This is a genomic window from Spirosoma fluviale (genome assembly GCF_900230225.1).
Classification (GTDB): domain Bacteria; phylum Bacteroidota; class Bacteroidia; order Cytophagales; family Spirosomataceae; genus Spirosoma; species Spirosoma fluviale.
On the sequence record NZ_OCNH01000005.1, the window covers coordinates 142,182 to 156,335 of the forward strand.

Below are 14,154 nucleotides of genomic sequence, written 5' to 3' on the forward strand. Positions count from 1 at the left end.
GAAAACGTAAAACCAAAGAATCTGTTTACAAGCCGCTTGCCCGGTCTGGATAATCCGTAATGAGCCCATCGACACCCCACCGTTTCAGCCGTTCCATGTCGGCCCGTTGGTTAATCGTCCATGGAATAACCCGAATACCCTGATCGTGCAACCAGGTAATTTTTCGTTGGCTAAGCAGACGGAAATTGGGGCTGTAAATGTCGGGTTTGAAGCCAAGTTCATTAAGATTGGTTGACGGACTTCGCAGGTTCTCTACCAAAGCCGATAGCCGAACAGGTGGATAATTGCTCTCCGCAACGCCTTTCTTCCACTGCTTCAGCATGGCAAAATCAAAGCTTTGAATAACAATCCGGTCTGGGTTAACACGCCCAGTCGGAAACTGTTTTTTTAAGACCATCTGGACAAGGTCACAAAACTCCGCCGGTTCGGGTTGACTTTTCCCGTACTCGGATGGCTCACTTTTGATTTCGATGTTATACGAAAATTGGGGGAGATTATGTGATGCACGATACGCTTCGGTCTGCTCAATAACCTCACTCAACAGAGGCTTGTATACCTTAAGCTTTTGCTGTTCGGGATAAGCTGGATTTCCATTGGAGCCCACATCATAGCGTTTGATGGTGGCATAATCCAGTTTATAAAGAATCAGATTCTTCTGCTCTTTCTTATTAACCGGCACGCCGTCCGGAGCAATACTGAATGCCGCGTTGAAATACGGTTCGTGCGACACAACCACTTGCCGGTCTTTACTGATTACTACATCCATTTCGAGGGTTGTCACGCCAAGATCCAGCGCTTTCAGAAAAGCAGGAGCGGTATTCTCTGGCATTAAACCCCGGCAACCCCGATGCCCCTGTATATCGAACGTAGGTGAATCTGACGAAACAAGAGCATTTATAAGCATAGTAACCAATACGAACAAAAAGCGCATGAGGCAGATGGAATGGCTTCCAAATGTACAATTTCTTTTTTAGTTGTGATTTTTTTCTGAAATCGTCCTGAGCTGTACCCACGATGATTGAGATAGGTAGCTGTTGCCGTAGTTAAATTCCTGTTTTCGCTGGGTAACACCAGTTGCCGGGTGTAGGCTGGCAGGGTTTAGGCGATGATAGACCGCTTCGGGTGCTGTTGCCGTAAATACCCGCAGCGGGCCATTGTTCTGTGTTGCTATGTACCACAACTGTCCATTCGCCACCAGGAGACTGGCCAGTGCTTTGGCATCACCATCAACGACAAAGCCGGATTTGGCTAGTGAAAGTGGTCTGAAATTGCCCCGTCCATCGCCCAGCAAGCCTAACCCAAGCCCCGCATCCTGCCAGCCCGAAAGGACTTCGGTTGCGTAATCGTTACCTACCAAGAGAATATCCAGATTGCCGTCGTGGTTAAGGTCTGTAACCGAACTGCCGAACATGGGTGAAAATTGAGCTTCAAGGGGTAAATCATGTACCAAAAAAGTGCCCGCCCGATTTTCAATGTAAGCAGATGCCAGAAAAGTAGCGCGCTTAACCTGTGCAAGCGTTTTTTTCTCGGTTGATAACAGGCTGGGTAAGGTCGTTTTTCCGTAAGCGGCATAGGTCGTCATCTTCTTTTTGAAAGAAGGGATTTGATCCGTCAGCACATCGCGCGGGTGAACCGGATATTCGACGCCCCCGTTGAAAAAACTCAGGATAGGGTCCAGCGTGCCGTTTTTGTCGTAATCCGCTGCGTAGACGGATATAGGTTGCTCAACTGACGCCCGTAATCGGCTATTCAGACCATTATTTCCCGCTATATAGTCCATGTCGCCGTCGTTGTCGAAATCCCCCGCTGAAAGGCTGTTCCAGAAACCAACGGCTTTAGCCAGTTCAGGCGTGTTAACGGGCGAAAACGCGCGGCCCTGTTGATTCCTAAAGATAATAATGGGCATAAACTCACCCGCCAGCATGAGATCGGGCCAGTTGTCGTTGTCAACGTCGGTCCAAAGCGCCGAACAGATCAAGCCCGCCCGGCTCAGGCCTGGAGCCAATTGATTCGTAACGTTGGTGAAGCGGACTGAGCCCGGTTTGCTGTCATTGCGTAACAAGTAGCTTCGGGCGGGCTCCGGATAGCGCTGCGGTACGATACGGCCGCCGATGAACAGGTCCAGGTCGCCGTCGTGGTCAAAGTCGGTGGCAATGACGCACGAGCCGCTGGACATGGTGTTGGGCAGCGCAGTTGACGACGCTCGAAAATTGCCTTTTCCGTCATTCAGGTATAGACTGTCCTGACAGACTTTTTCATCCCGACCAAACTCAGTGCTGCCATGAACGGTATAGAGGTCGAGGTCTCCGTCGTTATCGGCGTCAAAGAGGAGTACGCCGGTTTCTTCCGGCTTTTTTGCCAGCCGGTCTTTCCGCCGAAAGGAGACGGGTCCTCCGGTTTGGCTTTTCTGTTGCAGAAAGAACGTACCTCCTTTGTAGGCGCTGCCTGCGATGTAAACATCATCTAGGCCGTTGCCATCCACATCGCCAACCGCGAGCCCCGGCCCAATCTGCGAATGTTTATGGGCGAGAAGTGTTTGCTGGGCTTTATAATCGACAAAGTCGTCTTCCTGATGCTGATAGTCCAGACCCGCCAGTTTGGTCGAGACTTCAGTGAGTAAAGGCTTCGCCAGGAGCTGTAACTGCATAAACGAAGGTGACTGAGGAGTGGCTTTTCGCTCATCCAGGGTCAGGACTTGGTTCGTTTTTATAGTCCGAATGAGCTGACCGTTGCCCGTTGGCCAGACGATCTTCAACGAGTCGATGCGTTTGGCAGAACCCAGCCCCACATGAATACCCGACGCCATCGTGGATAGGTAGCCACGTTGCCGGGTATATTCGGTGTAGTGCAACTGCCCGTTCGCCCAGACGGCAATTTTAGCACCAAGGCCCTCCAGATTACCGGGTTTCCCACGCAACTGTATCGTTAGAAAATGCCCGTCCGACGAATCTTTGACACGCTCAACGATCTGATTTCGATAAATGAAGGCCGGGTCGTTGATGTTATTCATGACCAGATCCAGATCGCCGTCGTTGTCGAAGTCGGCGTAGGCGGTGCCGTTCGTGAAGGAGGATTCGGTCAGGCCCCAGTCAGCAGCGACATTGGTAAAGTGGAGGTCGCCGGTATTGTGAAAAAGGAAATTTGGTTTGTAAACGGGCTCCAGATCAACAATCCGTTTCAGGAGCTGGGCACGCCTGTCGGCATCGGTGCCGAAGTTGCCATCATCCCGGTTATAGCTGGTAAAGTCCAGATCAGTAATGTCTTTGCGGTAGCCGTTTGTAATCAGCAAGTCCGAAAAGCCATCGTTGTCCAGATCCGAAAACAGGGCGCTCCAGCTCCAGTCGGTTGCCGCCGTCCCGGCCAGGTAGCCAATGTCGGAGAAGTGGGGGAGGGCAGAGGGTAGGGGGTTCGGGGCAGGGGGCATAGGGGTTTGGGCATAGGGGGTAGGGTTGGGGCTTTCTTTGTTACCCTTTACCCCTTGTCCCACGCCTTCTGCCCTCTGCCCTCTGCCCTCTGCCCCAAACCCACTGTTCAGTTGAAGGACATTTCGAATGTATTGCGGCTGGTAACCGAGCCGACGAGCCATCTGAAAACGGTCGTAGGGAATGGTGGAGAACATGGTTTTCTGCCGAAGGTTATCATCGGGCAGCATGTCCACCACGGCGAAGTCGATCAGTCCATCGTTATTAATGTCGGCCATGTCCATGCCCATGCTGTTGTGGCTCTGGTGTTTCAGGGTTTCGGCAATGCGATTACTAAACGTTCCATCCCGATTATTGACGAGCCAGACATCGTTCGACTGAAAATCATTGGCCACATAAATATCCGGCCACCCATCCTGATTTACATCGTTCACCATCACGCCCAGTCCCCAACCTTCATGAACAAGCCCCGCCTGAGCGGAAACATCTTTGTATTGAGGAGTGAGTTGTTTAGGAGTTAGTAGCGAGGAGCGAGGAGTGAGGAGCCTGCCGGGAGCAGTGGCTGAACGCGATAGCGTTTTCTCCGCCGGATGGCTCCTCACTTCTCGATCCTCGCTACTAACTCCTAAATTCTCATACAGCTTATCCACACTCCGGGCGGAGCCGTCGTTTCTGGGGCCGATGACGTTGTTTCGATTGAAGTTTTCGAGGGCGTTGGTTAACAGGAACAGGTCAAGGTCACCGTCGCGGTCGTAGTCGAGAAAGGTGGCTTGCGTGGAGTAGCTCGAATCGGCTAATCCGGCGGCTTTAGCCGATTCGACAAAATGAGGAATGCCGTTGGCGTCGTTGCCCTGATTAAGGAAAAGCAGGTTAGGGACGGCCTTGTTGCGGTCGGGGTGAATAGTCGATACGTAAATGTCCTGTCGCCCGTCCTGGTTAATATCGGCCACAGCTACGCCCGTACACCAGTAGGTCGTGCCAACGCCCGCTGAGTCGGTTATATCCTCGAAGTTGAAATCACCTTTATTGAGGTACATCCGGCTGGAAACCTGATTCCCGGCAAAGAACACATCGGGTTGGCCATCGCCGTTGAAATCGCCAACGCCAACGCCACCCCCATTGTAGAGATACTCAAATTCCAGCACATTCAGGGAGTCACTTTCTGTAATGGTATTGGCAAAGTCAATACCCGTTCGACTGGCTGTCAGCCGCTCAAATCGTGACGATGAATGCGTACAGCCGACCAATGTAAGTGCCGAAAACGCGGCCAGTCTGAGTAAGTGATGCATACTTGAAATATAGACAAAATCCCCGATTGACAACAAGGCCAGCCGGGGATTCACTATTTACATTAGGTTGGTAATTCGTAAGGATATTAATACCCCGGATTCTGGTCTTGCTGGGACAATTTACTGTTGTTGTCCAGTTCCTGCTGTGGAATGGGCAGTAGCTCCTGTTTTCCCTTCGCGAAGTACGAAATCGGCTCGGCCGGTAGCTTATTTTGGGCCCTCCAGCGCAGAATGTCCCGGTTGCGAATCTGTTCGCCCGCTTGCTCGACTCGTTTCTCGTGGACAACGGCGCGGAACACTTCGGCTTTGCTGTTAACGGGGTATTTGGCCGTTGGGTAGGCGGGCATAGCCACGCTCGCCCGCCCCCGCACCTGGTTGAGCAGCGCAATGGCGTTGGCGCTGTTACCGGTTTCGTTCTCGGCTTCGGCCATCATGAGTAGCACTTCAGCATACCGGATCAGCCGCATGTTGATGCCCGATGTGTAGAAGGTTTCGTTGTTTTTATACATGGCCGTATACTTCCGCCAGCTAACTTTCTGCGTCACTCCATTTACAACCGAAGTGTTGCCCTGCACCTGCGATTCGCCCAGTGTGTTCAAACCATTATTGTAGGTGTCGCCAATGAAGTAAAAATTATACCTCAGGCGCGGGTCCGTTTTGGAATCGCCTTTAACCGTGTTTTCGTATTCGTTCAGCAGACCGTCTGAAGGAATCAGATTTCGCCAGCCAATAGCTGAATACTCCTGGCTGCGGGTCATTGTTTCGTTGGCACCGTTATCGTTGCCGTCGGCATCCCAGTTGAAGTCACCGATTTTGGAGAACCCTATTTCGAGGAGCGACTCCGAGTTGAATTCGGCTTCTTCGATAAAGTTATCGAGGTAGTTATCCGTCAGCTTATATAGCCCCGAACTGATGATCGACTGAAGCTGGGTTTTGGCATTGGCATAATCGCCTTTCTGCATATAGATCCGTGCCAGCAATCCTTGGGCCGCTCCTTTCGTAGCCCGGCCGAGGTCGGCGCCGGTAGCTGTAGCGGGCAGATCAGCCTGAACGGCCAGCAGATCAGCGATGAGCAGCGTGTAAATTTCATCGACCGATGATTTCGCTTTTGTGCCATCTACTTCGGTAACATAGTTGGTATACAGTGGTACTGCACCCCAAAACGTGGTTAGATCGAAATAGGCCATGGCGCGGAGAAACTTCGCTTCGGCCACCACCCGCTTTGCCAAAGTTGGATTGTCTGTAACGGCGGGGCCATTGTCAATTACAACGTTTGCCCGATGAACGACGCGGTAAAGGCCGTTCCAGACCGACAGTGAAACGCCGTTTCCGGGGTTTTGGGCACCCGATAGAATCTGATTTCGGGGCGCTTCCAACTGCCCGCCACCCGAGGCTACGTCGTCGGAGCGGAGATCGTGGAGGAAGAACCATTCACGGCCGGTCAGGTTGGCGCTTTGCCAGACGGCGTAGACCGAGTTGACGCCTTTGAGCAACTCGGCGGAGTCTTTGTAATAATTAGCGGTAATGACCTGATTAGGGTTTACTTTATCCAGACTGCTGGTGCTGCATCCGAAGAACAGCCCCATTGCCACGATACCCGAGGTCCAATATGTCGATTTCATAGTGACGTTGTTTATCTGTGTTTCTTAAAAACCAAGTTGAAGGCCTACCATGAAGGTGCGGGCCTGCGGAAACTGTCCGTAATCGATACCGTTAGTCAGCGTTGGGTTGGTGTTGCTGGTTCGCGAGCCAACTTCGGGGTCGTAGCCGGTATATTTGGTGAACGTCAGCAGGTTGGTCGACGCTACATAAATCCGCGCCCGGCTCAGGGTTCCACGAGAAAACGTCTGTAAAGCACCCGCTGGTATCGAATAGCCAATGCTCAGGTTTTTCAGCCGTAAATAGGAGCCATCTTCAATAAACCGGTCCGAAGTGCGCGAGTTGCCATTGGGGTCGCCATCGACGGCACGGGGTACGTCCGTGACCGTATTGGTTGGTGTCCAGGCCCGCAGCACATCCGTGCCAGCGTTGAACAACCGGAGCATACCCTGCTCAAGAACTTTTACGCCGTTGTAAATTTTGTTACCCTGCACACCCTGAAAAAACAGCGACATATCGAAGCCCCGGTAATTGGCCGACAGGTTCAGGCCATACGTGAACTTGGGCAGGAAGCTGCCCAGATTGACCCGGTCGCTAGCGTCAATTCGGCCATCGCCATTTGCATCAACAAAGCGAAGGTCGCCGGGCGCAGCGTTATCCTGCGTTGGGGCCGCTTTGATTTCGTCGGCGTTCTGGAAAATACCCGCTACCCGCCAGCCGTAGAAATATTGAATTGGCTGACCGGCTTCGGTGCGGGTAATGTCAAATCCGCCGTAATCGGCATTAGCACCATTGAGCAGGGGCGAAACGGTGGGTCCGAGGCTCAGCACTTTATTGTTAATAAAGCTAATGTTGCCCGATGCGTTGAACCGCAGCGCGCCCTTCGTTTTGTTGTAGCCGAGTTGCATTTCGACACCCGTATTTCGCATACTGCCCACGTTGACAATGGGGGATTGCGAGTAGCCAATGGAGGGTGCAATAGGTTGGTTCAGGATCAGCCCGTCCGTGTTTCGCTGGTAAACTTCAGCCGAGAGGGTGATGCTATTGTTGAATAATCCCAGGTCGAGCCCAACGTTGCTCATCTTCGTAACTTCCCACCGAAGGTCGGTGTTGCCCAGACGGTCAAAGTACGTTCCCTGCGAGCGGTCGCCCCCGATGATGGCGTTGGTATTCTGCGAAACGGCCACCTGCCAGGAGTAATCGCCGATGCCGTTGAAGCCCATGGTACCGTAGCTGGCACGAAGTTTCAACTCCGAAATGGCGGGTACATTTTTCAGGAACGCTTCTTCGCTGATTCGCCAGCCTGCCGATACCGATGGAAAATTCCCCCATTTGTTGCCCGGTGCAAACCGCGACGAGCCATCCCGCCGGAACGATGCACCCAAGAGATACTTGCCCGCGTATTCGTAATTAAGGCGCCCCAGATACGACAGCAGCACGTTTTGAGAGCGGGTGCCGTTTAAACCCGCGCTCGTACTGATCACGGCACTTAACTCGCGGATGGTATTGGATGCCGCCTGCCCCGTACCCACTATCTGAAGGCTGTTACCCGCCTGTCGTTCGGCCACAGCTACCACGTTTAAACTATGCTTGCCAAAGGTTTTCTCGTAGGTCAACTGGTTAGAAATCAAGGGCGATGAGTACGTCAGCCGGTCGTCGGAAATGTTGGCCAGTGCCCGGGCGTTGAAACTCTCGCTATAGATCGGCAGGAATGAAAAAGTGCGTGCCGTTACGTAGTCTATACCTCCGCGCAGCCGGTATGTTAGACCATCAATGAGTTTAACGTCAACATAGGCGCTTCCCAGAATTTTCATACGCTGCGTGTTGCTCTGGTCCTGTAGTGCCGCACGAACCGGGTTTTGGGGGTCGGAACCGTCCGAGCCGTCTGGCCCACGGTAGCCACCCACCAGATTAGGGTCTTCAATGGGCATGTAGGGTGTCATGCGGATCATGTTCTGCACCTGAGTCCGGCCGCCGGCGCTTACTTCGTTGAGCTTATCGTCGTACGAGATGGTCAGCGTTTGGCCGAATGAAAAGCGCTTGCTAATGGTGTGGTCGGAGTTGATGCGGAAGTTGCCGCGCTTGTACCCTGTACCGATCATAATCCCCTGCTGATTGAAATAACCAACGGACGAATAGAACCGCGACTTTTCATTACCACCTGACAACTGCACGCTGTGCTGCGTAATGGGTGCAGCCTGGAACACGGCCTTCTGCCAGTCTGTATCCGTTTGGGCATACGTTTGTGATGCACTGGCGTAAATGGGCTGATTCAGGTTACCGAACCGCGTTGGTACTGGCTGACCAGCATTGGTTCGGAGAGCTGTTCCATACTGGATGTACTCGTCCCGATTCAACAAGTCGAGTTGACGCCAAGCGCTTTGTGTGCCTACGTAGCCATCGTAATTAACGTGCAGTTTACCATCGCTGGTACCTTTTTTAGTGGTTACGATGATAACGCCATTGGCGGCCCGTGATCCGTAGATAGCCGCCGAGGAGGCATCCTTCAATACATCGACGGACTCGATGTCGCGGGTGTCGAAGTTATTCAGATCGCTCGTTGGGAAGCCGTCGATAACATACAGGGGGTTGGCTGCATAGTTGATCGAGCCTATTCCCCGGATACGCACAATGGGCGTTTCGCCGGGGGAGCCGTTACTCACGACCGTTACACCCGGTACGCGTCCCTGAATGGCCTGTTCTACACTCGGTACGGGTAATTGCGTGACTTCCTGCGCCGATACCGACGAGATAGCACCCGTTACAGACGCCCGTTTCTGGGTTCCGTACCCGACAACTACCACTTCGCTGATGGATTTTACATCGTCCAGCAGGGTAATGTTAATGCGACTTCGGTTAGCTACGGCTACCTCCTGCGAGGCATAGCCCACAAAACTGAACACCAGCACCGCGTTGTTTGGGGCATTCAAATTGTATTCTCCTTCTACGTTTGTGGTGGTGCCCCGCGTGGTGCCTTTGATAACGACACTCACCCCCGGAATCCCCTGCCCGTTTTTGTCGAGCACTTTGCCCGTGATGTCGGCCAGGGGCTGGGCCGATGTGGTAGACCACCCGATGCGTTCCAGTTTGTCGATGGTCCGGTCGGGTAATCTTACGGCTTCGGTCGATGGATCGGTGGTGGTTTTGGTTTCGATCTGTTCGATTTTACGAAAAAGCCGCGTACTTTTTTCCTTTTCCGGAACAATAGCGTAAAAGCGGGGCTGCACCTTTCGGTACGTCAGCCCAGTGCTGGTCAGCAAATTGGCGAGTTCTGTTTCCAGATTCAGATTGCGCTGATTAACCATCAACACTTTAGTGTTAACCAGGTTGGTTGGGTAAATAAATGAAACGCTGTAGTGCTGTTCAAGCTCACTTAACGCACTTTTCAACGTAATCAGGCGCGTGTCTGTTGGTTGCTTTTGATAGGAAGTGAACCGACTGCTGGAAGCCACAAGCTGGGCCCGGGTCGGTAGTATTCCAATCAACAGCAATGAACCAAGCGCAATTAATTGTTTAGTCATGGCAGTAAGAGGTTGCGTCATTGTATAATAATCTGATTTGATTGTTGAGTAATATGCAGGTCGAATAAAGTGGTAAGGCCGTTGAGTATTGTTTGCATAGATTGATTGGGGATAGTTCCAGAGATTGTTTGCCGCTGAAGGGCTGGGTCGGTAATAATCACCTTCACGCCATAGGTATCTTCCAGCATCTGCGCGACCTCCTGCAGGGTGGTGCCATCGAATGTCAGCTTTCCAGACTGCCAGGCCGACTGCGCGGCCGCATCGACGTGTTTGCGGTAATAGACTTTCGCTTTCACATCGGCATAAAACAAATCGCCGGGGCGCATAACCAGCTTTTCTTTGGCCTGTTCGCCAACATCAAGCCGGATTTTACCCGTATTCAGTACCACCTTAGCCCGCGCTTGCCGGGCCATCACGTTAAACTGAGTACCGAGCACTTCGATGTTCAGTTTGTTAGGCAGGTGGACTACAAACCGTTCGTGATTTTGTTTGTGGGTCACCCGAAAATAACCTTCCCCGTCGAGCCATACTTCACGGGTCTGGTGGCTGGCCCAGCGGGGCGCATACCGTAAACGGCTGTTGCCATTCAGGGTAACCGTTGAGCCGTCGGGCAAAGTCAGCGTCGACATTTTGCCGAAGGCCGTCTGGCGAACGAGGTCGTCGGGATACCACTGCCGATAGGCCATAAATGCGCCCGTTGCCAGCAGGATAAAACCTGCCAGCGCAGCGGCCCAACGCAGCGGTCGTGCCCAGGTCGTGAGTTGTCGAACGGGTATTTCAGTTGGTGTTGTAGCGGGTTCCATTCGCCCACGAATGGCGTTTAGCATTCGTTCGGCATCGGGTGCCGGAACAATAGCCGGTGCCAGCCAGGCTAGTTCGTCAAACTGGGCGTCGAGCCGGGTTTGTAAATACGTCTGACCAGCCTCTGTATTGAACCAGTCCAGCACGCGCCGGGCTTCGTCGGGTGTGACCTGATTAGCAAAATAGCGTTGAAGTAGTTGTTCTGTCATGGGTATAGGAATGCTATGTGCTACCTATACACCACCCGGTAAGGAAAGTATTATCGGAAAGAAAAAAATAATTCAGGATTAACTGCAAAAAGCAGCCATGATGAGGAGCATCGCTTCAATACCCGCGTGTTGACGCAGATAGTCGCGGAGGAACCGGCAGGCCTGGTAATACTGCACCTTGACCGTATTGATGGAAATATGGAGTTTAGACGCTACCTCCTCGTTGGATAAACCCTGCTCGGATCGGAGGGTGAAAACCAGCCGCCGTTGGGCCGAAAGCTTACGCAGCCCTTCCCGAAAAACGGAGCTGTATTCGTTAAGCAGGAGGGTTTCTTCGGTGGTGGTGTCGGTATCAGATTGGCTTACCTGGTGCGTAATGTGCCGCAAAATGGCCCGCTTGTTGTCCCGAATACTGTTTAAGACCTGATGCCGCATGGCGGTAGCCAGGTAGCTCCGAACGGATTGCAATTCGTCCAGTTGAGAACGGTTCACCCATAATTTAAGGTAGATTTCCTGAAGGGCATCTTCAGCCAGCGCGGGGTCCTTTACGTATTGAACAGCAATGCTATACAGATAATGGTAGTACCGTCGAAACAACGTTTCGAACGCTACTTCATCATCTTGTTTGAGACGAATCACTAAATCCTTATCCGTCAGTTCCATATCCATTTTTCTCAAGGATCTGCCAGCGACAGTGGTCAAACGCTAAATTTGAACTATCTCCATTAACAAATGTAAAAAAGAATTACCCTCGTTAGGAAAAGAATAGTTTTTATTTGCTGTATGCAATTATGAACTTGCATTTCTAATACCCCCGTTGCTTATTTTATTATGCGCTACACAAAAGCAGTTATTGTTTCATTACTTACAATCGCACTTATTTGGGCACTTAACCGGTCGTGGGGCAGCGTTCCGGCCTTTGCCCCGCTGCTCAGCCCGTTTGTTGGCTTCTGGCAAAATGCCGAATCGGTTAATAATGCCGATGAAGAGATTACACTTAATGGGACCAAAGCACCCGTTACGGTCATTTTTGACGATTTAGCCATTCCACACGTTTTTGCGCAAAATGACGCCGACGCTTATTTCGCGCAGGGCTACCTGACCGCCCGCGACCGGCTTTGGCAGATGGAGTTCCAAACCCACGCAGCAGCCGGGCGCGTTTCGGAACTGGTTGGGGATAAAGCCCTGGAGCTGGACCGCTATAATCGTCACCTGGGCATGGGATTCGGGGCCGAAAAATCTCTCAAAGAGTTAATGAAAGATTCGCGCACACGCGAACAAGTTGAATCGTACACAGCTGGTATCAATGCCTATATAAAGCAGCTCTCTCCGGCTCATTATCCGCTTGAGTACAAATTACTGGGTTACGCCCCCGAGCCCTGGCAGCCCATCAAGTGTGCCTACTTCCTCAAATACATGTCGGGTGTACTGGCCCTCGGTGCCGATGACCTGAACATGAGCAATGTGCTGAAAAAATACGGCACGGTCGTTACCAGCGATCTTTTTCCGGACTATCCCTTTCGCGAAGACCCCATCATTCCAGCCGGAACGAAGTGGGATTTCGCCCCGGTTAAAATTCCGGATGTTCCGGCTAATCCATTCCCCGATACGAAACCGCTGGCCATGAACTGGCCCGAACACGACCCGGCCATTGGCAGCAACAACTGGGCCGTTGGTCCGCAGAAATCAGCGACAGGTTACCCAATTCTGGCCAACGACCCTCACCTGACGCTTAGTTTACCGTCGATCTGGTACCAGATTCAACTGGTTACGCCAACCATGAACGTGTATGGAGCCTCAATGCCGGGCTCACCGGGGGTAATTATTGGGTTCAATAAACAGATCGCCTGGGGCGTAACCAACGTTGGTGCCGATGTATTGGATTTCTACCAGATTCGGTTCAAAGACGCTTCCCGGCGTGAGTATTGGCACGACAACAGGTGGAAGCCGATAACTCGTCGGTTGGAGGTGATCAAAGTAAAGGGACGTGCCGATGTGATTGATACTGTTTTATATACGCATCATGGTCCAATTATGTACGAAGTGGGCCAGAAGCCGTTCGCGAAAAACGTTCCGGTGGGGTATGCCGCCCGCTGGATCGCCCACGAAGCGTCTAATGATTTTCTGACGTATTATTTACTCGACCGCGCCAAAAACCACGACGATTACCGAAAAGCGTTGAGTTATTACGGTGCTCCAGCTCAGAATTTCGTCTTTGCCGATGTTGCTAAGGACATTGCTATTTCGCCAAACGGCCGGTTTCCATTAAAGTGGAAAGATCAGGGCAAGTTCTTGCTCGATGGCACAAACCCCGCCCACGACTGGCAGGGCTGGATTCCGGCGGCCCATAACCCACACGTTAAAAACCCGCCCAGAAGTTTTGTCAGCTCGGCCAATCAATCATCAACCGACCCTGCTTATCCGTATTACATCAACTGGCAATTTGGCTCTTATGAGCGGGGTGCCCGGATCAATCAACGCCTGACGGCTATGCAAGGGGCCACACCCGACAGCCTGCGTGTCTTGCAGAATGACAATCGGAATTTGCGGGCTGCTGATGCGCTTCCCGTTCTTCTGCCTTATATGCAGGAGAAGATCTTATCCGGCGAGCAAACCAAAGCACTGGCTATCATTAAAACCTGGCGGTACAATAATGACGTCGCGGAGGTAGCCCCAACCATTTTTACAGAGTGGATGCGTCAATACATGGAGGGTGTGTGGCAAGATGATTTCCCGAGCAATGACACTACTACGCTTCGCTACCCCAGCTTTGACCGGACGCTCCAACTTGTCGAAAAAGAACCGACGGCTCATTGGTTCGATAATCTAACAACGCCCACCCAAGAAACAATCGGTAGTGTATTGACCAAGTCATTTCAGTCAACCATCGATTCACTGACCCGCAAACATGGTCCAATAGGGGATTCGTGGCAGTGGGGCAAGCACAAAGCGACACGTATCGGACACCTGGCTCGGTTGGATGCCCTGAGCGCACTGAATGTGCAGATTGGGGGCGGGGCTGGTATCGTTAACGCCACTACCGAGCGTACCGGTCCGTCGTGGCGGATGGTGGTGGCTCTGGGGCCAACACCCAAAGCGTACGGTGTGTATCCGGGTGGGCAATCGGGCAATCCGGGTAGCCCGTACTACCTGAATATGCTCGAAACCTGGCGAACGGGTCAACTCAATGAGTTGCTTTTTCTGCAAACCCCGCAGGATAAAAACTCAAGATTAAAACGGAAGGTGACGCTGAAATAACCAAGTCGTAGACCTATCCAAATAAATATATAAATAGGGCTTCATCTGCCTGCAT

Annotated in this window: 7 protein-coding genes; 1 reads left to right on the plus strand and 6 read right to left on the minus strand. The window is 52.2% G+C overall.

Features of this window, described 5'->3' with window-relative positions; translation table 11 throughout:
* Window positions 1-25 precede the first annotated feature (25 nt).
* The 6 genes from CRO74_RS23710 to CRO74_RS23735 all read right to left on the minus strand — a co-directional run bounded on the left by CRO74_RS23710 (window position 26) and on the right by CRO74_RS23735 (window position 11,510).
* Window positions 26-931 carry a glycerophosphodiester phosphodiesterase family protein gene (locus CRO74_RS23710; protein ID WP_179830287.1) on the minus strand — a complete coding sequence of 302 codons (906 nt, stop codon included), beginning with the start codon at window positions 929-931 and terminating at the stop codon, window positions 26-28.
* A gap of 39 nt (window positions 932-970) precedes the next feature.
* On the minus strand, window positions 971-4,711 hold the full coding sequence (locus tag CRO74_RS23715) for a VCBS repeat-containing protein (protein WP_144035971.1): 3,741 nt from the start codon (window positions 4,709-4,711) through the stop codon (window positions 971-973).
* A gap of 86 nt (window positions 4,712-4,797) precedes the next feature.
* Window positions 4,798-6,333 (minus strand): RagB/SusD family nutrient uptake outer membrane protein, encoded by a 1,536-nt coding sequence (locus tag CRO74_RS23720; RefSeq protein WP_097129572.1) that lies wholly within the window; start codon window positions 6,331-6,333, stop codon window positions 4,798-4,800.
* A gap of 24 nt (window positions 6,334-6,357) precedes the next feature.
* Complete coding sequence (locus CRO74_RS23725) at window positions 6,358-9,831, minus strand: SusC/RagA family TonB-linked outer membrane protein (protein WP_245877967.1); 3,474 nt, start codon at window positions 9,829-9,831, stop codon at window positions 6,358-6,360.
* A 17-nt stretch (window positions 9,832-9,848) separates the two neighbouring features.
* Entirely contained in the window at window positions 9,849-10,841 is a 993-nt protein-coding gene (locus tag CRO74_RS23730) for a FecR family protein (RefSeq protein WP_097129575.1), read from the minus strand.
* A gap of 78 nt (window positions 10,842-10,919) precedes the next feature.
* A complete protein-coding gene (locus CRO74_RS23735; RefSeq protein WP_097129577.1) occupies window positions 10,920-11,510 on the minus strand; it encodes an RNA polymerase sigma factor in 591 nt (196 codons plus the stop codon).
* A 162-nt stretch (window positions 11,511-11,672) separates the two neighbouring features.
* Here CRO74_RS23735 and CRO74_RS23740 point away from each other — a divergent pair, with 162 nt between their 5' ends.
* Complete coding sequence (locus CRO74_RS23740) at window positions 11,673-14,099, plus strand: penicillin acylase family protein (RefSeq protein WP_097129578.1); 2,427 nt, start codon at window positions 11,673-11,675, stop codon at window positions 14,097-14,099.
* Window positions 14,100-14,154: the final 55 nt, after the last annotated feature.